At 36.6% G+C, this 24,474-nt stretch carries 22 protein-coding genes; 14 read left to right on the top strand and 8 right to left on the bottom strand.

The annotated features are described in order from the left end of the window. Positions 1 to 105 precede the first annotated feature (105 nt). The 5 genes from gnd to SJY24_RS13765 all read left to right on the top strand — a co-directional run bounded on the left by gnd (position 106) and on the right by SJY24_RS13765 (position 6,233). The gene (gene gnd, locus SJY24_RS13745; RefSeq protein WP_046954728.1) at positions 106 to 999 is read left to right on the top strand and encodes a phosphogluconate dehydrogenase (NAD(+)-dependent, decarboxylating); all 894 of its coding nucleotides are present in this window, start codon (positions 106 to 108) and stop codon (positions 997 to 999) included. Between the two features lie 51 nt (positions 1,000 to 1,050). Next, the gene (fsa, locus tag SJY24_RS13750; protein WP_377865001.1) at positions 1,051 to 1,719 is read left to right on the top strand and encodes a fructose-6-phosphate aldolase; all 669 of its coding nucleotides are present in this window, start codon (positions 1,051 to 1,053) and stop codon (positions 1,717 to 1,719) included. 368 nt (positions 1,720 to 2,087) lie between these two features. Further along, on the top strand, positions 2,088 to 3,413 hold the full coding sequence (gene gntP, locus SJY24_RS13755; protein ID WP_377865002.1) for a gluconate permease GntP: 1,326 nt from the start codon (positions 2,088 to 2,090) through the stop codon (positions 3,411 to 3,413). A 90-nt stretch (positions 3,414 to 3,503) separates the two neighbouring features. Further along, a complete protein-coding gene (gene gntK, locus SJY24_RS13760) occupies positions 3,504 to 5,045 on the top strand; it encodes a gluconokinase (RefSeq protein WP_377865003.1) in 1,542 nt (513 codons plus the stop codon). A gap of 126 nt (positions 5,046 to 5,171) precedes the next feature. After that, the gene (locus SJY24_RS13765) at positions 5,172 to 6,233 is read left to right on the top strand and encodes a lactonase family protein (RefSeq protein WP_377867251.1); all 1,062 of its coding nucleotides are present in this window, start codon (positions 5,172 to 5,174) and stop codon (positions 6,231 to 6,233) included. 70 nt (positions 6,234 to 6,303) lie between these two features. Here SJY24_RS13765 and SJY24_RS13770 read toward each other — a convergent pair whose 3' ends face one another. Continuing rightward, complete coding sequence (locus tag SJY24_RS13770; RefSeq protein WP_001162783.1) at positions 6,304 to 6,477, bottom strand: DUF1272 domain-containing protein; 174 nt, start codon at positions 6,475 to 6,477, stop codon at positions 6,304 to 6,306. 192 nt (positions 6,478 to 6,669) lie between these two features. Between SJY24_RS13770 and SJY24_RS13775 the strand changes: the two genes are divergently transcribed. Together SJY24_RS13775 and SJY24_RS13780 are read left to right on the top strand one after the other, a co-directional pair. Further along, on the top strand, positions 6,670 to 7,524 hold the full coding sequence (locus SJY24_RS13775; RefSeq protein WP_377865004.1) for a pentapeptide repeat-containing protein: 855 nt from the start codon (positions 6,670 to 6,672) through the stop codon (positions 7,522 to 7,524). Between the two features lie 20 nt (positions 7,525 to 7,544). Further along, positions 7,545 to 8,081, top strand: a complete 537-nt coding sequence (locus SJY24_RS13780; protein ID WP_377865005.1) for a hypothetical protein — start codon at positions 7,545 to 7,547, stop codon at positions 8,079 to 8,081. Positions 8,082 to 8,101: 20 nt separating this feature from the next. Here SJY24_RS13780 and SJY24_RS13785 read toward each other — a convergent pair whose 3' ends face one another. Continuing rightward, positions 8,102 to 8,989, bottom strand: coding sequence for a DMT family transporter (locus SJY24_RS13785; RefSeq protein WP_377865006.1), 888 nt, complete (start codon positions 8,987 to 8,989; stop codon positions 8,102 to 8,104). 344 nt (positions 8,990 to 9,333) lie between these two features. On the opposite strand from SJY24_RS13785, the gene SJY24_RS13790 reads away from it, so the two are divergent. Beyond that, positions 9,334 to 10,119, top strand: coding sequence for a glycosyltransferase family 2 protein (locus tag SJY24_RS13790; protein WP_377867252.1), 786 nt, complete (start codon positions 9,334 to 9,336; stop codon positions 10,117 to 10,119). On the opposite strand, the gene SJY24_RS13795 is transcribed toward SJY24_RS13790, so the two are convergent. The 4 genes from SJY24_RS13795 to rfbF are packed head-to-tail and all read right to left on the bottom strand — an operon-like array spanning position 10,088 to position 14,068. Next, a complete protein-coding gene (locus SJY24_RS13795) occupies positions 10,088 to 11,011 on the bottom strand; it encodes an NAD-dependent epimerase/dehydratase family protein (RefSeq protein WP_377865007.1) in 924 nt (307 codons plus the stop codon). The two genes, SJY24_RS13790 and SJY24_RS13795, sit on opposite strands and share 32 nt — an antisense overlap. Next, positions 11,008 to 12,231, bottom strand: a complete 1,224-nt coding sequence (locus SJY24_RS13800) for a methyltransferase domain-containing protein (protein ID WP_377865008.1) — start codon at positions 12,229 to 12,231, stop codon at positions 11,008 to 11,010. Before SJY24_RS13800 ends, SJY24_RS13795 begins: the two co-directional genes overlap by 4 nt. A gap of 12 nt (positions 12,232 to 12,243) precedes the next feature. After that, on the bottom strand, positions 12,244 to 13,299 hold the full coding sequence (gene rfbG / locus SJY24_RS13805) for a CDP-glucose 4,6-dehydratase (RefSeq protein WP_377865009.1): 1,056 nt from the start codon (positions 13,297 to 13,299) through the stop codon (positions 12,244 to 12,246). Position 13,300: 1 nt separating this feature from the next. Next, the gene (gene rfbF, locus SJY24_RS13810; RefSeq protein ID WP_377865010.1) at positions 13,301 to 14,068 is read right to left on the bottom strand and encodes a glucose-1-phosphate cytidylyltransferase; all 768 of its coding nucleotides are present in this window, start codon (positions 14,066 to 14,068) and stop codon (positions 13,301 to 13,303) included. 276 nt (positions 14,069 to 14,344) lie between these two features. On the opposite strand from rfbF, the gene SJY24_RS13815 reads away from it, so the two are divergent. From SJY24_RS13815 to SJY24_RS13830, 4 genes are all read left to right on the top strand, one after another. Beyond that, positions 14,345 to 14,752, top strand: a complete 408-nt coding sequence (locus SJY24_RS13815) for a MerR family transcriptional regulator (RefSeq protein WP_097884867.1) — start codon at positions 14,345 to 14,347, stop codon at positions 14,750 to 14,752. Between the two features lie 120 nt (positions 14,753 to 14,872). Then, positions 14,873 to 16,195 (top strand): hemolysin family protein, encoded by a 1,323-nt coding sequence (locus SJY24_RS13820; RefSeq protein WP_377865011.1) that lies wholly within the window; start codon positions 14,873 to 14,875, stop codon positions 16,193 to 16,195. 53 nt (positions 16,196 to 16,248) lie between these two features. Continuing rightward, the gene (locus SJY24_RS13825) at positions 16,249 to 16,662 is read left to right on the top strand and encodes an ATP synthase subunit I (protein ID WP_377865012.1); all 414 of its coding nucleotides are present in this window, start codon (positions 16,249 to 16,251) and stop codon (positions 16,660 to 16,662) included. 219 nt (positions 16,663 to 16,881) lie between these two features. Then, complete coding sequence (locus SJY24_RS13830) at positions 16,882 to 17,433, top strand: DUF2179 domain-containing protein (protein ID WP_377865013.1); 552 nt, start codon at positions 16,882 to 16,884, stop codon at positions 17,431 to 17,433. Between the two features lie 145 nt (positions 17,434 to 17,578). Here the strand turns inward: SJY24_RS13830 and SJY24_RS13835 are convergent, their stop codons facing one another. Together SJY24_RS13835 and SJY24_RS13840 are read right to left on the bottom strand one after the other, a co-directional pair. Beyond that, positions 17,579 to 17,806, bottom strand: coding sequence for a DUF3923 family protein (locus SJY24_RS13835; protein WP_377865014.1), 228 nt, complete (start codon positions 17,804 to 17,806; stop codon positions 17,579 to 17,581). Positions 17,807 to 17,881: 75 nt separating this feature from the next. After that, positions 17,882 to 18,262, bottom strand: coding sequence for a hypothetical protein (locus tag SJY24_RS13840; RefSeq protein ID WP_377865015.1), 381 nt, complete (start codon positions 18,260 to 18,262; stop codon positions 17,882 to 17,884). A gap of 360 nt (positions 18,263 to 18,622) precedes the next feature. On the opposite strand from SJY24_RS13840, the gene SJY24_RS13845 reads away from it, so the two are divergent. Together SJY24_RS13845 and SJY24_RS13850 are read left to right on the top strand one after the other, a co-directional pair. Next, complete coding sequence (locus SJY24_RS13845; RefSeq protein ID WP_377865016.1) at positions 18,623 to 24,190, top strand: DUF7507 domain-containing protein; 5,568 nt, start codon at positions 18,623 to 18,625, stop codon at positions 24,188 to 24,190. Further along, positions 24,175 to 24,426: a hypothetical protein gene (locus tag SJY24_RS13850; protein WP_377865017.1), complete on the top strand. Its 252-nt coding sequence runs from the start codon at positions 24,175 to 24,177 to the stop codon at positions 24,424 to 24,426. The genes SJY24_RS13845 and SJY24_RS13850 overlap by 16 nt, the downstream gene beginning before the upstream one ends. Positions 24,427 to 24,474: the final 48 nt, after the last annotated feature.

Raw genomic sequence — 24,474 nt, forward strand, 5'->3', positions numbered from 1 at the left:
CTGTGAATACCTTTCTGTACATACCAACTTATCAGTGCTGAAAGGTATTCAAGATCGTAGTGATATGAATTTTTAATAAAAGATGATTTGAGGAGGAATTATATTATGCAAGTAGGATTAATCGGTTTAGGTAAAATGGGATTAAATTTAGGGAAAAATTTAATGGATCATAAACATGAAGTAGCAGCATTCGATTTAAATTCAAGTGCAGTGGAAGAAATGAAAGAGTACGGGGCTACAGGTGTATCTAGCTTAAACGAACTTGTTCAATCATTACAATCACCAAGAATTCTTTGGGTTATGGTTCCACACGCTGTTGTTGATTCTGTTATTGAAGAGGTTACACCGCTGTTATCAAAAGGAGATATATTAATTGAAGCTGGTAATTCACATTATAAAGAGTCTATCCGCCGATATGAACAACTAAAGAAAGATGGTATTCACTTTATGGATGCAGGAACTTCTGGTGGAATGGAAGGGGCTCGTAATGGTGCTTGTTATATGATCGGAGGAGATCAAGAAGCTTGGGACATCGTTGAACCTATCTTCCGTGATACAGCTGTAGAGAATGGATACTTATATGCTGGAAAAGCTGGTAGTGGTCACTTCTTAAAAATGGTTCATAACGGAATTGAATACGGTATGATGGCTGCTATTGGTGAAGGATTTGAGATTTTAGAGAAAAGTGAATTTGATTACGATTATGAAAAAGTATCAAGAGTATGGAACAATGGTTCAGTAATTCGCTCTTGGTTAATGGAATTAACTGAAAATGCATTTTCTAAAGATGCAAAACTTGATGAAATTAAGGGAGTTATGCATTCTTCTGGTGAAGGGAAATGGACAGTAGAAACAGCATTAGACCTTCAAACAGCAACTCCTGTTATCGCAATGTCTCTATTAATGCGCTACCGCTCATTAGACAATGATACATTTACAGGAAAAGTTGTAGCAGCTCTGCGCAATGAATTTGGCGGACATGCAGTAGAAAAGAAATAAACATCTTAAAAATTTAACTCGTTAACGTTTAAAAAATGGAGGGAATGGATCATGAAGTTTTTTATTGATACTGCAAATCTTGAGGACATAAAAAAAGCATATAAACTTGGAGTTTTAGCTGGTGTTACAACGAATCCTTCTTTAGTAGCAAAAGAGGGCGTTAAGTTTGAAGACCGTATCGCAGAAATTTGTCAGGCAGTACCTAAAGTTGAGTCTGTTTCGGCAGAAGTAACGCCAGATGCTATTACAGCTGAAGAAATGATTGCTCAAGCAGAAGAATTAATTAAAATTAACGGTGGCGATAAAAACGTCACGATAAAACTTCCGATGACGTTAGCAGGATTAGAAGCTTGTCGCTATCTTACTGAAAAAGGTGTGAAAACGAACGTTACACTTATTTTCACTGTGAACCAAGCTCTTTTAGCGGCCCGAGCAGGTGCAACGTACGTTTCTCCATTTTTAGGACGTTTAGATGATATTTCTGAAGATGGTGTACTATTAGTTGCGAAAATTGCTGAACTATTCGATGTTCATCAATTAGATACACAAATTATTGCAGCTTCTGTCAGACACCCAGATCATGTAACTCGTGTAGCGATGGCAGGTGCTCACATTGCAACAATTCCTTATAAAGTAATTGAACAACTTGCCATGCATCCATTAACGGACCAAGGTATTGAAAAGTTTGCTGCTGATTGGGCGAAAGCGCCTAAGTTATAATGTATGAAAGTGAAGGAGGCTTTCCGAAAATTGCTTTTCATGAGAGGACAGATCTTAAGTAACTTCATCGTTTAAACTGGATCCCGAGTTTGTAGTCCTACTACGTGAAAACAGTAAGAGACGAAAGTGTCATTCACTTTTAAAGAAGGAAAATTTGCTCGCATGAAGCATGTATCACAATAACATTATAATTATTAAAGAGAAATCCCCTTATCAGAGAGAGTAGTTAAAATGTATCTCTGATAAGGGAGATTCTTTTTATATAAATCATTATTATGTGAAAATATCTCTTACTCAAGAAAACTATATAAGTTCTCTTAATTGTATATTAATTTTGAAAGGGTTTACATAAAGGGGTGGAATTGAGTATGAATATGTACCTTTTAATTATTACATTATTATCAATTGTAATTGTTATTTTAGGGGTATCGTGGTGGAGATGGCATGCGTTTATTAGTTTAACAATTGCAAGTTTGTTTTTAGCAGTTATGTCTGGAATGCCAATGGATAAAATAGTGAGTGCTTATGAAACGGGAGTCGGAAGCGTTCTCGGACATTTAGTAGGTATTTTAGTATTAGGTACAATTTTAGGGAAAATGATGGCAGAGTCAGGTGCTGGAATGCAAGTGGCAGAGTTCTTTATTAAATCCTTTGGGATAAAAAACTTACCATGGGCTATGTTAATTGCAGGTTTTATTATTGGAATTCCGGTATTTTTTGAAGTAGGCATTTTAATATTATTGCCGTTGGTAATTTCAATTCATAAAACAACGAAACAAAATATTCTATTGATTGCGTTACCAGCGATTGCTGGGCTATCTGTAGTACACGGCCTTGTTCCTCCGCATCCAGGGGCAATCGTTGCAATTGGTATTTATAAAGCGAATCTTGGGAAGGTACTTCTTTATTCACTCATTATTACATTTTTTGCAGCTATTATTGCAGGTCCTATATTTGCTAAATGGATTCACAAACGTGTAATCCCTGAAAATGAGCCAGAATTGATCCGTGTAAATACAAAATCAACAAAATTACCAGGAACAGGAGTTTCATTCTTAGTTATATTGTTACCTGTTATGTTAATGGTTTTAGCTGCAGCAGCTCCTTATGTTCCCCTTTCTAATACTTTGATGAAGATTGTCACATTAATCGGTAGTCCTATAATTGCGCTTTTGATTGCATGTTTTACAGCGTTCTATTTTCTTGGATTTCGTCAAGGTATCGATAAAAAGGCTATTAAGAAGATAACAGAAGATAGCTTATTACCAATCGGTTCTATTGTTGCGATTATTGGTGCTGGTGGCGGATTTAAGCAGATTCTTATCGATAGTGGCGTAGGTAATGCTATTGCTCAAATGTCTGAGCATTTAGCTCTATCTCCAATTGTATTAGCATTTATGGTAGCTGGATTAATTCGAATTGCGACAGGGTCAGCGACAGTCGCCTTAACAACAGCAGCGGGTATTGTTTCGCCAATCGTTGAAAATACGACAGGTGTGAATTTAGAGTTACTCGTCATTGCGACGGGTGCAGGAGCACTCATGTTTTCACACGTAAACGATGCTGGATTTTGGATGGTAAAAGAATACCTAGGGTTAACAGTGAAAGAAACATTTAAAACATGGACAGTACTAGAAACATTACTTTCATTTATTGCTTTTGGAGGAGTTTTACTACTCAATATGTTTGTTTAAAATAAGGATATTTTTATTTGGATTTACAAAGATAAAATGAATGTATTTTTATGGTGGGATACTGTAGCGATTTTTTGTTAGGAGGAGGAAATGGTGAGTTCAAAATATATGATTGGTGTAGATATTGGGACAACTAGTACAAAATCAGTTCTGTTTTCGATTGATGGATCTGTTATTGCAAGTCATGGAATTGAATATCCTTTATATTCTCCCACGCCGGAAACAGCAGAACAAGACCCAGAAGAAATTTTTCGTGCGGTAATAAATACGATTAAAGAAACTGTACAGTCAAGTAGTGTACAGCCGAATGATATTCTCTGTGTCTCTTTTAGTTCGGCGATGCATAGTATCATTGCTGTAGATGAAAAGGGAAATCCATTAACGAGATGTATTACTTGGGCAGATAATAGAAGCGCAAGCTGGGCAGAAAAAATAAAGAATGATATGAATGGTCATGAAATTTATCTTCGTACTGGCACACCAATTCATCCTATGTCACCACTTTCGAAATTAGTTTGGCTACAGAATGAGCAGGCAGAATTGTTTGCAAAAAGTTATAAATTTATTTCGATCAAAGAATATGTTTTTTATAAGTTATATAAGGAATATGTAATTGATTATTCAATAGCATCAGCAACAGGAATGTTTAATTTGAAATCTTTAAAATGGGATGAAGAGGCTTTACATGTTGCAGGAATTACAGATGAAAAGCTTTCTAAACTTGTTCCAACGACGCACAGCTTAATAGGATTAGATGAAGGACTTGCAAAAGAGATGAATGTACTTGTTTCTACGCCTTTTGTAGTAGGAGCGAGTGATGGAGTACTATCAAATTTAGGTGTAAATGCAATAGATCCTGGGGTTGTAGCTGTTACAATTGGTACAAGCGGTGCGATACGTGCTGTGACAAATCGTCCTGTAACAGATCCAAAAGGTAGAATTTTTTGTTATGCCTTAACTGAAGACTATTGGGTAATCGGTGGACCAGTTAATAACGGTGGTATGATTTTTAGGTGGGCTCGTGATCAATTAGGTACTTCAGAGATTGAACTTGCGAAGCGTTTAGGAAAAGATCCATATGAAGTGCTTACTGAAATAGCAGCAAAAGTTAATCCGGGATCTGACGGTTTATTATTTCACCCGTATTTAGCAGGGGAAAGAGCTCCTTTATGGAATGCAAATGCGCGAGGATCTTTCTTTGGACTTGGATTGCATCATAAGAAAGAACATCTTATCCGTGCTGTTTTAGAAGGGGTAATTTATAACTTGTATACCGTTCTTCTCGCTTTAAAAGAGCTAATTGGTGAACCGAAAAAAATTCAAGCGACAGGCGGTTTTGCAAGGTCGGAACTTTGGAGACAGATGATGGCGGATATTTTTCATCAAGACGTATATGTTCCCGAACGCTTCGAAAGCTCTTGCTTAGGAGCTGCGATCCTCGGTTTATATAGTTTAGGTGAAGTAGATACGTTACATGTAGTTTCTGAAATGGTAGGTGCAAATTTTTATCATGAGCCAAACATGGAAAGTGTGGAAAAATATAAAGATTTAACGCCAATCTATATTCGTCTGTCCCGTCAATTGGAAGAAGAATATGAAAGTATAGCAGCTTATCAAAAAAAGTGGGTTTAAAGACTATACAGCAGGAAAATATGGTAACGTATAAAGAGGTACTCCAATTTTTTAGGATACTCTTTCAACACAAAATATTTTAAGAAGTATGATGAACGAAAAATATAGGGAGAGAGGGTAATGAAAATGAAGGATAACAAAGATTTTATTGGATATGTTGGAACATACACGAAAGAAAATAGTGAAGGAATATATAAGTTTACGTTAGACACGGAAGCAAAAAAAATTAGTAATGTAACACTTGCGGCCAAGCTGGATAACCCTACATATGTAACGATTAACCGAAATAATGAATATCTTTATTCCGTTGTTAAGGAAGGTGAGTCGGGTGGTATAGCTGCTTATTCGATTGACAGTCATACTGGAGAGCTAAAGGAAGAAAACAGACAAGTAGTAGAAGGGGCTTCTCCTTGTCATGTGAGTGTTGATAGTGGAAATCATACAGTAGTTACAGCAAATTACCATAAAGGAACAATTGAGTCTTTCGTAGTTAATGAAGAAAATGGAACTATAAATCCTGCCGCATCTATTATGACACATGAAGGTTCGGGTCCGAATAAAGAAAGACAAGAAAAACCACATGCACATTATGCGGGATATACTCCTGATGAAAAATATGTGATAGGTGTTGATTTAGGAATTGATAAATTAATTACGTATGGAATAAAAGATAGTACATTAAAAGAAGTGAATAGCTTGTCTGTGAACCCAGGAAGCGGTCCAAGACATATTACTTTTCACCCGGACGGAAAGTACGCTTATGTAATGACTGAACTTAGTTCGGAAGTCATTGTGTTAACATATAATCCGGAAGAAGGGTCTTTTACAGAGTTGCAGTATATTTCTACTGTTCCAGAAGAGTTTGATGGAAATAGTCAAGGAAGTGCTATTCATATTTCTTCTGATGGCTGTTTTGTATATGTAGCGAATCGTGGTCATAATAGTATTACTGTTTTCAGTGTGGATCAAAAATCAGGTCAGCTTACATTTGTGGAACATACATCTACAGAAGGAAATTGGCCGAGGGACTTTGTGTTAGATCCTACTGGAAAATTTCTTATTGCTACAAATGAAAAGTCACATAATCTTGTGCTATTTTCAAGAAATGAAACGACAGGGAAGTTAACACTGTTACAATCTGATGTTGTTGTACCAGAGCCTGTTTGTGTTAAGTTTTTAAACGTTTAATTTGTGATTGGTAGAATTTCTATATACCCCAAAAACAGAAAAAAGCAAAGCGATATCGCTTTGCTTTTTTCTATTTCTTCTTCGGCCTACGTACGAGTTCGCCGCCACAATTTGGGCAAACGTTTTGTCTTTCCTCTGTACATGGTGCACAAAATGTACATTCATACACGCATATGTATGCTTCAGAATCGGGCTGAAGGGAATGATCGCAAATTTGACAGTTTGTTTTCATTTCTAATGCCATCTTAATCCTCCTTATTATTTGAAAGTTCATAATTTAATTATAATTAATATTGTAGTGGGTGTCCTTTTTAAATGAAAAGAAATAGATGGATTATGTTGTTTGAAATGAAATAGGTCCATTTGTTTTAAAATTGATTATTTAGTGCAGTTGGAATATTATGAAATAGTCAAAAGACAACAGGGGGTATATATTTTGACTAATCATAACGACGATTTTCGTGTAGAAGAGGATGTAAATTACAATAGTTTAAAAGCGGATTGTGAAAAATGTTTTGGATTATGTTGTGTAGCATTACCGTTTGCAGCATCAGTAGATTTTGCGGTGAATAAAGATGGTGGTAAACCTTGTACAAATTTACAATCAGATTATAAATGTAGTATACATAGAGATCTTAGAGGAAAAGGGTATAAAGGTTGTACAGTATTTGAATGTTTCGGTGCTGGACAAAAGATTTCTCAAGTTACGTTTAAAGGAATTGATTGGAGGAAAGATGCCGAGCATGCGAAGAAAATGTATAATGCTTTTCCGGTTATGCATCAGCTTCATGAAATGCTTTGGTATTTGAATGAGGCTATTCTATTAAAGGCGACGCAGACAATTCATAAAGAGCTGAAGGAAGCAATTGAAGAGACAGAGCGTCTTTCTAATTTAAGTCCAGATGAGTTAATGGAAGTAAATGTGCCATTACACCGTGCAGAAGTGAACATTCTCCTTTTAGAGACGAGTGAATTAGTATGGAAGGAAATGAATGCTGCACGTAAAAAACGAATCAGTCACCGCGGAGCAGATCTTATGGGAGCTAACCTTAAAAAAAGGGATTTACAAGGAGCAAATTTAAGAGGAGCTTATCTTATTGCGGCTAATTTACGAGATGCAAATTTAAGGGGCACGGATCTCATCGGAGCAGATTTGCGAGATGCAGATATTCGCGGGACGGATTTTACAAATAGTATTTTTCTTACGCAAGTTCAAATTAACGCGGCGAAAGGGGACAAACATACGAAATTGCCGAAATTGTTGTCTCGTCCAGCGCATTGGCCTGCGTAAAGAGTATGGAGTGAAATAGTTTGGATATTTTTCAGTATTTAGAGGAAATGCAGGAAGATGTATTTTCGTTATCAGTATCTCAAATAGAATCGAAGTATTATGATATTTGTCGCACACTAGCGTCAAGTGAGGATGCGGAGCGCATTACATTGATTCCATTAGACTTATACAAGAAAAGTATGAGAATAGGTTTGAAAGAAGCGTTAGAAATTGCAAAAAGTGAAGAAGCAAAGGCGATTTATTTTGAGTATGACCTTGATAATGAATGGGATAGTCAGTTCTATATTTGTGCCGATTACATGTTTCTTGAAGAAGATGATGAGGATTGGGCAAGTGATTGGACGGATGAAGTAGAAGGACCGTCTTTAGGAGAGTTAGCTGATATTTATGGTGAAAATGGCTTTGATTCAGATAAAAAGGCTGTAGGTATTACTTTATATTTAATTGCAAGAACAGTGTGTAGTTTTATAAGTGCATGTAGTGGATTACAAAGTAATATACCAATTTGCATCGGTTTTCACGATCAAGAGCCAATTATGCGAACAGGCAGAGACTAAGTCTCTGCCTGTTTTTTATACTATTTTTGCTTTTCAAAAGTCGTAATTATAACGCTACATATAATAAGGATACCACCAATGAAAAAGTTACTGTTTAACGTCTCATTTAATAGGAACCAGCCAAGTATTGAACCGACGATCGGTTGAAAGAAGAAAAATAATGAGCCGATGCTAGCATCCATTAATTCTAATCCTTTATTCCAAAGAAAAAATGCACCTGCTGTTGAGACAATTCCTAAATAAAGTATGCCTAATAATACATACATGTTCATATGTTCAATAGAGATTGATTGGAATTCCCATATCATAGAAGGTGTAATGAAAAAGAGTGAAAAAAATATTGCGTACGTTGTAATAATTAAAGATGAAAATCGAGCTGAAGCGATTTTTACATAAATGGACAGTAAAGCCCACGTAATAGCAGCTCCAACTAAAATGATTGTACCGATAAAATAGGAGCCGATTTCAATATCCCATCCGATAACGATAATGACACCGATTGTCGCTATTATAGTTGATAAAAGTCTACGAGTAGTTAGTTTCTCTTTTAAAATGAGCGCTGCAAATATAACCATAAATGCAGGTGTGGCTGATGTCACTAAGGAGCCTGTATGAGCATCGGATAATTTCGTTCCGATAAATTGACATGTGATTGAAATGAAATACCCGATGAATCCAATCCAAGTAAATAATAGCCAATCTTTTTTGTGGATGGTTACTTTTTTCTTTTGCTTTTTTTCAGTTATTTTCAAAATCACATATAAAACAACAAAAGCGATAATAAAGCGTAGCCAAACGAGTGTAAGCGGCGGGATAAAGTCGAGTACGTATTTACTAACAACGTACATACCGCCCCATATACTTGCTGCTAGAGATAAACATATAGCTCCTAAAATTGTTTGTTTCATTTGAATTACCTCCGTCTATTTTTAGGGTTATGATTTATTCCCTAAGACGAGGCATAGTGCACTTGTTATATGAATGCCCGTCTTAGATTATAGACGGCCTACAGGTTGATCGTTTTCGAATGAAGTGTTGTAGTACATGAGCGCATTCCTCCTTCATAATTTTATAATGATATTATAACTTAATTTTCAGTTTATTGGGATGGTTATTGTACGGAGTTGATTCTTTAGAAAATAGTAGTTGTCTAAGAAAGCATAGTATATGGTAGAAAAACATATTTTTAAAATAAAAGAAACCAATTACATAACTGATAAGTATATTAAGAGTAGGATGAAAAAGTAGATTAATAGAGAAAGAGGAGGAGATTGTTATAACTACAACCGTTATTTCTCATTTTTACAACGAAGAGTATTTATTGCCCTGGTGGCTTATGCATCATACGAAACTGTTTGAGCATGGTATTTTAATTAATAAAGGTTCAACAGATCGTTCGGTTGAAATTTGCAAAAAATTCGCACCGCATTGGGAAGTGCGAGATTCTACAAATCCAGAGTTTGATGCAATAGCGACAGATCATGAAGTGATGAGGGCGGAACAAGAAGTAGAAGGTTGGAAAATGATTTTAAATACGACTGAGTTTCTTTGTGTGCAAGATAAAAATCAGTTCTGGAAATCACTGAATGAATTGGGAGGGAGGATGTATTGGCTGGAAGGGCTTATTATGGTCGATAATCTTAACTATAATTATCCGGACCTTAACTTTGGAATACCTTTAATGAAACAGCGATTTCACGGTTATTTACCAGAAGATTGGGCGTTATGGAGAAGAGGTAGATTTATTCATAATCATGAACACGGAAGTTATACGGTTGGAAGACATTTATCTGCGCATGAATCTATGACTTACCCACCACTTGCGTGTATTGCATGGTTTGGTTTCAGCCCTTGGAACGATGCGATGAGAAAGAGGAAATTACAAATTGGCCCGACTCTTTCTGAAGCTAGTAAGCATGCGGGAATGGGAACGCATCATATTATTACACCTGAAAGATTAGAAGAATGGTATAAGGAATTAGCAAGAGGGACGAAGGATTTACGTTTTAGTGCTGCATATCGTTATGCTTTTTTATAAATGATTCCCACCATAAAATTGTTTCTTCGATTCCAGTATTTAGATCGTATGTCGGTTTCCAGTTTACTTCAGTTTTTAAACGTTCTACATTAACGCCGACGAATAAAGGTTCATCTTTAGAGAAAGGAATCGCACCTAGTTTAATTAAATTTTCTTTTCCTATCTTTTTAGCAATGATAGAAGCTAATTCTTTAATTTGTACAGATTGACCAGAAGCGATATTGATTGTGCCTGTAACATTGCGTTCTAATACTGTTACGAGAGCATCAGCGACGTCACTCACATGGAGGAAATCTCTTGATTGTTTTCCATGTGTACATAGTGCCTCCTCATTTTTTAATAAGGACGTGATAATGTTAGAAACGAGTCGATTCCCTTGTTCGTGAGGGCCATACATATGAAAAATGCGGCCCCAACACATGCTGAGGCTGGTTTGCCCAGCGTATGATTGTAGCCAGGAATGTAGTGTGTTTTTACATAATGAATACGGGGTTTTATAGGAAAGAAGCGGTGAGTCTTCAAATAATACGCCGTTAAACCATTCATACTCTGCGCCAGTACCTGCAACAATGACGCGCTTTCCACCGCATGTTGTGAAGTGTTGAATCAATGAGATACTGGATGTAAGCCAATAGTAATTATGAATAGATACATAACACGCTGGCGGCACTGCTTCCCAAGCTAAATGAATAAGATGACTAGGCTTAATGTCGTAAATGAGTTTTTTTACTTCTTCATCGCAAAGTAAGTTTACTTTATGCCAATCGCAAGAAAGGTGAGAAGGCTTATTTGTATGGAAAGTGGCGTGCACTTCATAGCCCTTTTGTATAAGAGAATTTACAACATATTTACCAATCCATCCACTACCGCCTGTTACAAGGATTTTTTTCATGGCTCAATTACCTCAACTTCTGGAATCGTTACTAAAAATTTGCCGCCCCATTCACGAATGAAAGAGCATTCTTTCATAATTTCGTCTTTCAAATTCCAAGGAAGTATGAGAATGTAATCAGGTTTTGTACGTTTTATTTCTTCAGGAGATTGTATTGGAATGCGGGTTCCTGGTAGAAGGAGATTTTGTTTGTGAGGGTTTTTATCTACAGTATAATTTAGAAACTCTTTTCCTATCCCGCAATAATTTAAAAGGGTGTTTCCTTTAGCTGGAGCGCCGTAACCGATAATTTGTTTGTTTAAAGCTTTTGCTTCGATGAAAAACTTTAAAATACTTATTTTCAATTGTTCGATGCGTTTAGAAAAAAGGAGATAGCAATCTAATGTATCTAGCCCGTAATCTACTTCTTTTTGGATTAATTTTGTAACATTGGAATGGATAGTGGATGAGGCACTATGATGGTTTATAAAAATACGCAAGGAACCACCGTGCGTTGAAAGTTCTTCTACATCGACAATTTGTAAATGATGATGAGCTAAAACTTTTTGAAGGCTTATAAGTGAAAAATAGGAGAAGTGCTCATGATAGATTGTGTCAAACTGTTTAAAAGATATGAGGTTTAATAAGTGCGGGAATTCAATTGTTATCGTGCCATCTTGTTTTAATAATGTTTTTAAACCGGCAACAAAATCATGTAAGTTCGGAACGTGTGCTAATACGTTATTTGCGACGATTAAATCAGCTTGTGGTAACTTTTTTGCTAAATCATTGCTAAAAAAACTCACTTCAGTTGGAATTCCTTTTTGGATAGCGATTTCTGCTACATTTTTTGCTGGTTCAATTCCTAACGTTTCGATATTTTCTTTTTGAAAGTATTGTAATAAGTACCCGTCGTTACTCGCGATTTCAATCACTTTCGAATGGTTTGTTAAGTTAAAACGCTTAATAGCCATTTCTACATATTGCTTAGCGTGTAGTAGCCAGCTGGAGGAGTAAGAGCTAAAGTATAAATAGTCATGAAAAATATTGTGCGGAGATTCAAATTCATCTAATTGTACAAGTAAACAAGAGTTACAAACAAACGTGTGCAGCGGATAAAATGGCTCCATTTTATATGAGTGTTCTGGAACTACAAATGAGTTAGCGAGAGGAGAAACGCCTAAATCTAAAAAAGTATTTGTTAGTAATGAGTGGCAAAAACGGCATTTTTTCTGTTCCATTTTATAGCCCCCTTATAAATTTTTGAATGCATCGATTTGTTGTCGCGTGAAAGATTCCATATTTTCACCAGATGCATATTTTTTGTACCAATCAACAGTCCAAGCGATAGAATGATCTGTTGATAACTTAGGAGTCCAACCGAGTTTAATTACTGCTTTTGTACTATCGAGTGTTAAAATAGGTGATTCATAAGGAGTATTTGTATGAGGGGAAAGGATTGTTAGTGGTTGATTCCATAATTTAATTATAGATTGAATGACATCATGAACGGTTCTGTTAGGTTCATTTATCGGGCCGAAATTCCACGCGGCTGCATATTCGGCGTCTTTCCAAAGCTTCTCAGCTAAAAGAATATAGCCATGTAAAGGATCTAATACGTGTTGCCACGGACGAATAGCGTTTTTGTTTCTAATATTTAATGTATTATCTTGTAAATATGCACGAATGATATCTGGGAATAATCGGTCTTCTGCCCAATCACCGCCGCCGATGACATTACCTGCTCTTACTGAGGCAAGTTGCTGAGGATTAGTGCGGAAGAATGATTTTTGATATGATGTTGCAACTAGTTCAGCACAAGCTTTACTAGCACTATAAGGGTCGAAACCTCCTAGTCGGTCAGTTTCCACGAATGCCCGGTTACCGCTCCCGTCATTTTCATAGCATTTATCACTTGTAACATTAATAATGCCACGTATACTTTCTATATGCTTTGCCGCTTCTAATACGTGAACAGTACCTAAAACATTCGTTTTAAATGTTTCGATAGGATTTTTGTATGAAGTGGTGACGATTGGCTGAGCTGCTAAATGAAATAGTATGTCAGGGTTATGTTGTTTCAGGGCATGGAATAAAGAATCGTAATCTGTAATATCGCCTTTAATTGTTATGCACTCTTTTGATACGTTACATTGTTCAAAAAGGTTAGGGGTGGATGGGGGGTGAGAAGAATAGCCAACTACTTCTGCACCTAATGAAGTTAAAAAAAGGGTAAGCCATGAGCCTTTAAAGCCAGTATGTCCTGTAATAAATACTTTTTTCTTATTCCAAAAAGATGATGAAGTCATATTACCAAACCTTCCACGGAGCGTTATTACTTTCCCATAGCTCGACTAATTTATTTTTATCGCGCACTGTATCCATTGGATGCCAAAAACCAGTATGTTGATATGCGGCCAATTCGTTTTTGTTTACTAACTGAACTAAAGTGTCTGTTTCAAAAACAGACTTATCTCCACTAATGTAATTGAAAATATCAGGATTTAAAACGAAAAATCCACCGTTAACCCATCCGCCATCACCTAATGGTTTCTCTTGAAAGGATGTTACAGACTGTTTATCTAATACGAGAGAACCAAATCTGCCTGGAGGTTGTACGGCAGTAACAGTAGCTATTTTGCTGTGTTTTTTATGAAATGCAATGAGTTCTTTTATATTTACATTACTTAATCCATCGCCATAAGTGAGGCAAAAAGGTTCGTCCCCGACGTAATTTTGTATTTTTTTAACTCGTCCACCCGTTTCAGTATTTAGACCAGTATCGATTAGTGTAACTTTCCAAGGTTCTATACGATGAGAGTGGCTAGTAATTGTGTTATCGCTTAACTGTATCGTGAAATTGGACATGTGTAAGTTATAATTTAGAAAGAATTCTTTAATTGCATATCCTTTATAGCCTAAGCAAATAATAAACTCAGTAATGCCGTAATGACTATACAAACTCATAATGTGCCATAGAATAGGCCTTGTTCCAATTTCAATCATAGGTTTTGGTTTTAAATGAGTTTCTTCCCCAATCCTTGTTCCGTATCCACCTGCAAGAATAACAGCTTTCATTTTTTTCCTCCTAATTATAAAAAGAATTTGATATCGATGTTATTATGATATGTACTTAACTTAGAAAGGAACGGGCAATTTCATGGTTATATTTCGTTCGTTTTGGTTTTTAAATTCGAATATTTTATTATATAATCAAATTAATGTATTAGATTGTATAAGATGAGACGATAAATTTTGTATAAATTATGAATGATAAACCGTCACGTTTGACTGTACAGTTTATGTATTGTATGATGTTAGTAATATAAACAAGGGGGGAAGATCGTTGGGAAGGTGTATCGAATCGGACAGTTGGCTCTCATGGCTCACGTGTCGAAACGAACGATTGATTATTATACGAATCTAGGTATCTTAAAAGCGGAGCGATCTCAATCTAATTATCGCTATTACGATGAAACAGCATTTGAGACATTACAATTTATTGAGAAGTGCAAAGAAATGCATATGCCGCTTTGTGAGATTAAAGAGAAGATCGAGGAGAAGAAGAAGCTGCTCGGTATCAATGAACACGTTTCGAAACATGTGAATGAAGTGACAGACCATATTCATAAATTAGAAGCAGAACTAACAGAGTTAAAGCCTCTTTTAGATGAATTGACTGATTCACAACGTGAAAAAATATCGAAATCTTTATCAGGTCAAACGACAGCTTTATTACAGACACTTGCTCTATTATTATAGAATAAGTGAAATCCGACCTCTTTAATTTTTGTATCGGGCTATGTTTTCTAACGAACAAATAAGAAAACATTATAGTATACAGGAGGTGGACACCTTAGTTTTTTTAACTAAGGGGATTCATTGGAAATATTTAATTTAGTCATGGTTGCGATTTTAATCGCATTTACTGGATTTTTCGTAGCAGCAGAGTTTGCGATTGTAAAAATACGTTCAAGTCGCATTGATCAGCTTGTTGCGGAAGGGAAACGCGGCGCATTAGCAGCGAAAAAAGTAACAACAAATTTAGACGAATATTTATCTGCTTGTCAATTAGGTATTACAGTTACAGCGATGGGACTTGGTTGGTTAGGTGAACCGACGATAGAAAAATTATTACACCCGTTATTTGAGAAGTGGAACTTAAATCCGTCTATCTCATCAGTATTAACATTTGGTCTTGCATTTATGACGATGACGTACTTGCACGTTGTAGTCGGGGAATTAGCTCCGAAAACGATGGCAATTCAAAAAGCTGAAAAGGTGACATTGTTATTAGCAGGTCCGTTAATGATATTCTATAAAGCTATGTATCCATTTATTTGGGTATTGAATGGTTCTGCGCGTGTTGTAACTGGTTTATTCGGTTTGAAGCCAGCTTCTGAACATGAAGTAGCTCATACAGAAGAAGAGTTACGTCTTATTCTTTCAGAGAGCTACGAAAGTGGAGAAATTAATCAAGCTGAATACAAGTATGTAAATAATATCTTTGAATTTGATAATCGCATTGCGAAAGAAATCATGGTACCGCGTACAGAAATCGTTGGTTTCTATCTTGAAGATTCAGTAGAAGAACACATGAAAGTAATCCAAAATGAACGATACACACGCTATCCGATTTTTGGAGAAGATAAAGATGATATTATCGGTATGGTCAATGTAAAAGATTTCTTTATTCGATATATGAACAACGATAAAGAAGATTTATCATCGATTCGCACGTATATGCGTCCGATTATTGAAGTTATGGAAACTACTCCAATTCATGATTTATTACTGCAAATGCAGAAGAAGCGAATTCCAATGGCTGTTTTATATGATGAGTACGGAGGAACAGCTGGAATTGTAACGCTTGAAGATATATTGGAGGAAATCGTCGGCGAAATTCGTGATGAATATGATGAAGATGAAGCACCACCAATTCAACATGTGAACGAATACCATAAAATTGTTGATGGAAAAGTGCTTATATCAGAAGTAAAAGATTTGTTTGGATTACACATTGAAGAAGACGATGTGGATACAATCGGTGGATGGATTATGATGCAAAATCATGAAATCGAAGAAGGACAATACGTTGAAGCAGAAGGTTATGAATTTAAAGTGTTAGAAAAAGATGCTTATCAAATTAAACGTGTTGAAATTCAAAAAATGGAACAAGAACAAGAGAAAGCAGCAACTGTGTAAGTTGCTGCTTTTTTTCTGACACATAATAAAATGTGAAATTAGGAGCGGATATTTTGATTCAAGTAGCCTTACGTGTATATCGATTACAATTGTATACAATCTTTAGTGGTTTACTACTAATGTGGGCGATTACTCCATTTGGAAAACAAGTGACAGGGTTCGGTATCGGTTTAGCAGTTAGCGCATATTGTCTTTGGTTATTAGCTCGTAGAGTGGAGAAACTAGGAAGAAGTATCGTGATGAAAGAAAAGGCTCCTGGATTAGGAGTTTTAAACCGATTTGCAGCCGCAATATTAGGGGCTATCATTATGTATGAAATTGAGCATGAAATGGAAATGTGGGCATTTGGTACGGGTATTTTAGGTGGACACTTTTTAATGATTGCGAATTTAGCCTATGCAAATATGCAGCTAGTAAAAGAAGAAGAGAAGCAAAGGGCAAATGCTTCGAAAAACATAGAGTTATGAGGAAAGGGACCTAATGGGGTTCCTTTTTTGAGTTTGAAAATAAATGATATAATACGAGGACTTACTGGTACTTATCGAATTTACGCCAAACATAATACGCTTATTTTTGAGGCATTTCAATAGTGTGAAAAAAAATTAAAAAAAATTTAAAAACCCATCGATTTCTAAAGCTTATGTATGTTATCATGACAAAAGAATTTGCGAAAGAGGTGGATACCAATGTTACAAGCTTTACTTATTTTTGTGCTTCAAATTATTTACGTTCCAACTTTAACAATCCGTACGATTTTGCTTGTAAAGAATCAAACAAGATCCGCTGCAGGTGTTGGATTGTTAGAAGGGGCTATTTACATTGTTAGTTTAGGTATTGTGTTTCAAGATTTATCAAATTGGATGAACATTGTTGCCTATGTCATCGGTTTTAGTACGGGACTATTATTAGGCGGTTATATAGAGAATAAATTAGCAATTGGATATATTACGTATCAAGTTAGTTTGCTAGACCGTTGTAATGAATTAGTAGATGAACTACGTCACTCTGGATTTGGTGTTACAGTATTTGAAGGTGAAGGAATTAATTCAATACGTTATCGCTTAGATATCGTTGCAAAGCGTTCTAGAGAAAAAGAACTGTTAGAAATTATTAATGAAATTGCACCAAAAGCATTTATGTCTTCTTATGAAATCCGTTCGTTTAAAGGCGGATACTTAACGAAAGCGATGAAGAAGAGAGCGTTGTTGAAGAAGAAGAAAGATGAACATGCATCGTAAGAAAAAGGAGTAGTATGGCTTAAAAATAAGTTTATAACCATAATCCTATATGAATACGAAAATGTAAAAGAGAGGAATCTAATTTTTAAAAATTCCTCTCTTTTTTTATGGTTTCTCGTATAATTCTAAAAAAAATTATGTATGATTATTTTTTATTGCTCTTTCTCAAATTAACAATTAGCCATATAGATTGAATAATTATCGGTAATATAAATGCAATTAATAAAACGATAAATGCCACTAGTTTAAGCTCTGGTGTTTGAGTAACACCAGTACCATCAGCCTCTCTTAGCCAAATAATAGCTGCCAATATCCCAAAAATGGTAATCCAAAATATGTTACCAATCCACCAAAAAATCCATCGTCTTTTCATATTAGTACCTCTTATATTTACCCCCTGTTAAAAGTATATTTTCGTTTGTTATATTTAAATGAAATAACTATAAAACTACTTTTTTTCAACTGTATATCTAACTTGTTTAAAGGTTGCCATGTCTCCATCTTCGTTATCATCTTTTGTTTGCAAAAGTTGAACTCTTGGCTTGTAGTCCGTCCTATGAGCGTGTTCGATATCTTTAATGTTGAGTTTGTAGGATTGACCATTATTTATTTTTTGTTCCAATACTTTTTTATTGGCAACATAAATAAACGTCACTTTATTTTCATCAATGCCTTCAGTTTTAATTTCTAATTCATTATCTGTTGTTGCAATCGTTGGTGTTAATAATTCAATACTGCCGTTTCCAGTTTCTAAAGAATTTTCTACTATAGTGGAACATCCGGATAATATGATTCCGATGAATAGTAGAACACTTAATTTCTTTTTCATAATCTCCCCCCGATTTCGAAAAAATTTTGATTTGTTCATTTCTAGAAAATTAGTGTGGAACGTAGATGAATAGCTATCAATCTCTTTAAATTATACCATAATATGTAAAATGGATGTAGGTATATATGTTTTAGAAGGTAGCATCAAAATTTGTGCTTTTACATCGTTAGGGGATAAGAAGTCTTGTATATAAATCATTCACATAATGTACTAAATGTGCATAAAATACGTGGAATAGTTATGTCTTTATTAGCAAGGTATCAATAAGAATTAGGACAGCTTTTTATAATACATTTGGCCTAATGAAATATTTTTTGATTGAGATATATAAGATGGTAAGTGAGACGGGAGTGATAATGTTTGGCAGCAACAATATCGGGAATTGTATTTAATGATTTAAATCACAATGGTCAATTTGATCCTGGAGAGCCAGGAATACCTAATGTTTTTGTTGTTTTATTTAGCAGTACAGCAGCAACATGTATAACTACCCAAACAGATATAAATGGAAATTATAGTTTTACTGTCACTGCGGCAGGAACTTATACTGTATATGAACCTGTCGCTAATCCAGGCGATACTTGCCCACCTACAAATTTCACTCAACCTGATGGATTTACTATGTCGAATGGACCGAGAAAACTAACAATTACAGTTACCGCAGCTCAAATTAATAATGGTGCAACAATTGCGAATCAAAATTTTAGCCACGATACTGTTAATAATCCTTTAGATTGTACGACAACTATGATTCAGTTTGCAGGTACCCCATCTATTTGGTATAACATCAATGTTGTCACTGGTGCAACATTGATTCAAGGAACGGTAAATCCGCCTGTAAATATAAATGCTATTGCATATAATACTTTGGATAATTATATTTATGGATATGATCAATTAAATAATAACATTGTACGTGTAGATAACAATGGAAATGTAACAGCTCTATTTCCTCTACCGACAGGATTACCTGTGGATAATTATAACGTTGGAGCTTTTGATCTTAATGGATTTCTATATATTTCTGTAAATGATATTGCAAGATTCTATGTAATTGATTTGCGTCCAAATTCTGCAACATTTATGAAACTAGTTAATCCAGCGACTGGATATACAGAACAAACTAGTAATTTTGGCGTTGGTTTAAGTACAACACTAAACGTAAGTGATTGGGTATATAATCCGTCAGATAATTTTTTATACGGCATAACACCTACCGGTATTGCTATAAGGATAAGCCCTACGACAGGACAAATTACAAATTTAACGACAACACCTCATAATACGGGACCTTTTGGGGCAATTGCGTTAGACTCGAATGGTATAATCTATGCGATTGCTAATCCAACCGGTAACATATACCGATATATTATCGCTGGTAATACGGCAACTGCGGCATTGTTTTCTAGTACAGTTACAACCTCATTTAATGATGCAACTATGTGCTTACTAGCTGAAATTAACGTAGATTTTGGTGACGCCCCAAATACTGCTCCGGGTAACGGACCAGATAATTATTCTACGTTACTAGCTAATAATGGACCACGTCACGGAATTGTAAATGAACTAGTATTAGGGACAAAAGTTACAGCGGAAACAGATGCTTATCAAAATCCCACAGCAACAGGTGACGATATTTCAAAAGGTATTCAAGATGACGGCTTAACGGTTCCTCTTGCTACACTTTCTATTAGTGCCACTAGTTATTCGTTAAATGTAACCGTAACGAATGAAACAGGAAGTGATGCTAATTTATATGGCTGGATAGATTTTAATGAGGATGGAATATTTCAAGGGAATGAGGGAGCGGCTGTTCAAGTTGTGCCTTCAGCTGCCGGGACTCAAACCGTTATCTTGAACTTCACGGTACCACCGGGTGTAACATTAACTCCTGGTCACACTTTTGTAAGACTTAGATTAACAACAGATAATCTTATTAATCAGAATGCTGGAACTCCAACATCAGTGGATACAAGGAGTGTAGGTCCTGCTTCTGATGGAGAAGTAGAAGATTATATTTTACAAGTGAGTAATGTTGCTGATTTAATGGTTGTGAAAACGAATAGCCCAGTACCAGTACAGCCGGGACAGGAACTCACCTACACGATACAAGTAACGAATAATGGTCCTGATGCGGCTCAAGATGTTACGTTAACGGATGATATTCCATCTGAGATTTTAAATCCAGAGTATAGTTTAGATGGAGGAATTACTTTTCAGAGTTGGACAGGAAGTTTAAGTCTAGGAACGTTACCGCCAGGTGGTTCGGTACAAATTATAATTCGAGGAACAGTTAGTCCTTCTGCTACAGGAATTATCGTGAATACCGCAACTGTTAGCAGTACAACATTCGATCCAGATTTGAGCAATAACACTGATACCTCTTTTGCTCCTATTAGTTTCTCGGCGGATATTTCTGTTGTTAAAACAGCAAGTCCGACACCTGTTGTAGCTGGTGAGCTACTCACTTATACAATAGTAGTTTCGAATGCAGGACCAAATGCAGCACAGAATGTAACGTTAACGGACGTTATACCAAGTGAAATTTTGAGTCCGGAATATTCAATAGACGGAGGGGTAACGTTTAATCCATGGCCTGGTACTCTTTCTCTAGGAACTTTGGCAAATGGTGCAACGGAAACGGTATTGATCCGAGGGACAGTAAGTACCTCTGCTACTGATTCTATCACAAACACAGCAACTGTAGATTCGACTACCCCAGACCCAGATCCAACGAATAACACCTCAACAGTTATTACTCCTGTTAATGCTTCAGCAGATGTTGCTATTATTAAAACGGCAAGTCCAAACCCAGTAAGCGGTGGAAACTTACTAACTTACACGCTTTTCATATCTAATTTGGGTCCATCAGATGCGCAGAATGTAATAGTAACAGACGCAGTGCCAAGTGTTGTTTTAAATCCGGAATATTCAACAGACGGAGGAGTAACGTTTAATCCGTGGTCTGGTACTCTTTCTTTAGGAACTTTAGTAAATGGTGCAAGAGAAACGATTTTGATTCAAGGGACGGTAAGTACCTCTGCTACTGGAACTATTACAAACACAGCAACGGTAGAATCAACAACCCCAGACCCAGATCCAACGAATAACACTTCAACAGTCGTTACAACAGTAAGTGAATCGGCGGATATTTCAGTGGTGAAATTGGGGAATCCAAATCCGGTGATTGCGGGGCAGGTAATCACGTATACAATTGTAGTATCAAATGCAGGTCCATCAGATGCGGAAAATGTAACGTTAACAGATGCTATACCAAGTGTTGTTTTAAATCCAGAATATTCGATAGATGGAGGAGTAACGTTTAATCCGTGGCCAGGTTCAATCAATTTAGGTACATTGGTAAATGGTACAGCAGAAACAGTGTTGATCCGAGGAACGGTAAGTGCTAATGTAACTGGATCGATAATAAACACAGCAACGGTAGAATCAACAACCCCAGACCCGGACTTAACGAATAACACCTCAACTTTCGAAACACCAGTGGAAGCTTTAGCGGATATTTCAGTGGTGAAAACAGGAAGTCCAAATCCAGTACTTGCAGGAAATGTGCTGACCTACACAATTGTAGTATCGAATGCGGGACCATCAGATGCAGAAAATGTAATGCTCATAGATAAGGTGCCGAATAAGATTTTGAATCCGGAATATTCGACAGACGGAGGAGTAACGTTTAATCTATGGCCGGGTTCAATCAATTTAGGTACACTAGCAAATGGGGCTTCACAAACAATTATACTAAGGGGAACGGTAAACCCTTCGGCAACGGGATTAATTACGAACACAGCCGTAGTTAATAGTACGACGCCGGATCCAGATCCAACAAACAATATTTCTACGGAGTTTAGCGCGATAAATACGTCAGCAGATATTTCAGTAGTAAAGACAGCGAATCCGAGTCCAGTACTTGCAGGAGGGATATTAACTTATACTGTAGTAGTGTCAAATGCAGGACCAAATGATGCATTGAATGTTACGGTGATGGATGCTATACCAAGTAAACTTTTAAATCCGGAATATTCAACAGACGGAGGAATAACGTTTAATCCGTGGCCGGGTTCTATTAATATAGGTACGCTAGCAAATGGGGCTTCACAAACAATTATACTAAGGGGAACGGTAAATCCTTTGGCTACGGGGTTAATTACGAATTCAGTAACTGTAGATTCAACGACCCCAGACCCAGATCCAGACAATAACACCTCAACGATCGTTACGCCTGTGAATACTGAAGCGGATATTTCTGTGACGAAGTTAGCTAATCCATCACCTGCGATTGCTGGTGAATTACTAACTTATAGTGTAGTAGTGTCAAATGCAGGCCCAAATGATGCGCTGAATGTAACGTTAACAGATGCTATACCAAGTGTGGTATTAAATCCGGAATATTCAATAGACGGAGGAGTAACGTTTAATCCATGGCCGGGTTCAATCAATTTAGGTACGCTAGCAAATGGGTCTTCCATTACTGTCTTCATTCGAGGAACAGTAAGTGCCTCTGCTACGGAAACAATTAGAAACACCGCAACCGTAGATTCAACGACCCCGGATCCAGATCAAACGAATAACACAACAACGATTGATACGCCTGTGAATGCATTAGCAGATATTTCAGTGGTGAAAACAGGAAACCCGAACCCAGTAAACGCAGGTGAGATACTCACTTATACTTTAGTTGTCTCGAATTTAGGGCCGTCAGATGCAGAAGCTGTTACAGTAATAGATGCTGTATCAAGAAAAATTTCAAATCCAGAATTTTCAACAGATGGAGGGGTAACGTTTAGTCCATGGCCTGGTACTACGAATATAGGTACATTGCCAAATGGCTCTTCCGCAACGATCTTAATTCGGGGAACAGTAAAATCATCAGTTACTGGTTTCATTAGGAATACGGCAGTAGTCAGCTCGCCGACACCAGATCCAAATTTAGCAAATAACAGATCAACTATTGTTACACCAGTAACTGAGTCAGCGGATATTTCAGTAGTGAAAATAGGTCGTCCGAATCCAGTGAATGCGGGAGAGATACTCACTTATAGGTTGGTTGTAGCAAATGCAGGACCATCCGATGCTCAAAATGTTACACTCACAGATACAGTACCGAGCGAGATTTTGAATCCGGAATATTCAGTAGATGGAGGGAATACGTTCAATCCATGGCCTGGTTCTATTGTATTAGGAACATTAGCTAGCGGGTCATCAGTGACTGTCTTTATTCGAGGAATGGTAAGTTCCTCTGCTAGGGGAATCATTAGAAACACCGCAACCGTAAGTTCAACAACACCAGATCCAGATCCAACGAATAACACCTCAACTACTATGACATTAGTGACTACTTCTGCTGATATTTCTGTTGTAAAAGTGGCAAGCACAGTGCCAGTGTCGGTAGGTCAGGTACTCACATATACGATATTAGTATCGAATGCTGGCCCGTCAGATGCGGCGGCTGTAACGGTAACTGATGCAGTACCGAGAGAACTTTCGAATGTAGAATTTTCAGTAGATGGAGGAATCACGTTTAATCCATGGCTTGGTACTACGAATATAGGTGACTTACCAAAAGGTGAAACATCAATCATTTTAATAAGAGGGATATTGACTTCTGCTGCTAACGGATTTATTACGAATACTGTAACCGTAAGCTCACCGACCCCAGATCCAAATCCTGACAACAATACATCTACCGTTGTTACGCCTGTAGGTGAATCAGCAGACGTTTCAATAATAAAAACAGTGAATGCAAACACAATACCTCCAGGTGGATTCCTAACTTACACATTATTTGTATCGAATGCCGGACCATCAAGTGCGCAGAATGTCGTTGTAACAGATACGATACCGACTCAGCTCAACAATGCGGAGTTTTCAGTAGATGGAGGAGTAACGTTTAGTCCGTGGACGGGACACTAAATTTAGGAACATTGGCTAGTGGTGCCTTTGTTACTATAATTATTAGAGGATTTGTAAGTCCGAATGCAATCGGGTTTATAATAAATACGGCTACTGTAAGTAGTGACACACCAGATCCAAATCCTTCTAATAATACGTCAACGGTTATAACACCAATAGTCCCTGAGGTTATACCAGTTCGACCGTGTTTCCCGCGGCATGATTGTATGAAGCACAAGCATAGAAAATGTAAATAATAATGTTAATGTGGATTAGTTTCACAAAATGGCACATTTGCAAAGCTC

Origin of the sequence: Bacillus sp. R86525, assembly GCF_042466195.1 — a bacterium.
GTDB lineage: Bacteria > Bacillota > Bacilli > Bacillales > Bacillaceae_G > Bacillus_A > Bacillus_A nitratireducens.

Bases quoted from the DNA above. Each gene is read 5' to 3' on its own strand.
- gnd (WP_046954728.1), top strand. From the start codon at position 106: ATGCAAGTAGGATTAATCGGTTTAGGTAAAATGGGATTAAATTTAGGG.
- fsa (WP_377865001.1), top strand. From the start codon at position 1,051: ATGAAGTTTTTTATTGATACTGCAAATCTTGAGGACATAAAAAAAGCA.
- gntP (WP_377865002.1), top strand. From the start codon at position 2,088: ATGAATATGTACCTTTTAATTATTACATTATTATCAATTGTAATTGTT.
- gntK (WP_377865003.1), top strand. From the start codon at position 3,504: ATGGTGAGTTCAAAATATATGATTGGTGTAGATATTGGGACAACTAGT.
- SJY24_RS13765 (WP_377867251.1), top strand. From the start codon at position 5,172: ATGAAGGATAACAAAGATTTTATTGGATATGTTGGAACATACACGAAA.
- SJY24_RS13770 (WP_001162783.1), bottom strand. From the start codon at position 6,477: ATGGCATTAGAAATGAAAACAAACTGTCAAATTTGCGATCATTCCCTT.
- SJY24_RS13785 (WP_377865006.1), bottom strand. From the start codon at position 8,989: ATGAAACAAACAATTTTAGGAGCTATATGTTTATCTCTAGCAGCAAGT.
- SJY24_RS13795 (WP_377865007.1), bottom strand. From the start codon at position 11,011: ATGAAAAAAATCCTTGTAACAGGCGGTAGTGGATGGATTGGTAAATAT.
- SJY24_RS13800 (WP_377865008.1), bottom strand. From the start codon at position 12,231: ATGGAACAGAAAAAATGCCGTTTTTGCCACTCATTACTAACAAATACT.
- rfbG (WP_377865009.1), bottom strand. From the start codon at position 13,299: ATGACTTCATCATCTTTTTGGAATAAGAAAAAAGTATTTATTACAGGA.
- rfbF (WP_377865010.1), bottom strand. From the start codon at position 14,068: ATGAAAGCTGTTATTCTTGCAGGTGGATACGGAACAAGGATTGGGGAA.
- SJY24_RS13830 (WP_377865013.1), top strand. From the start codon at position 16,882: ATGTTACAAGCTTTACTTATTTTTGTGCTTCAAATTATTTACGTTCCA.
- SJY24_RS13835 (WP_377865014.1), bottom strand. From the start codon at position 17,806: ATGAAAAGACGATGGATTTTTTGGTGGATTGGTAACATATTTTGGATT.
- SJY24_RS13840 (WP_377865015.1), bottom strand. From the start codon at position 18,262: ATGAAAAAGAAATTAAGTGTTCTACTATTCATCGGAATCATATTATCC.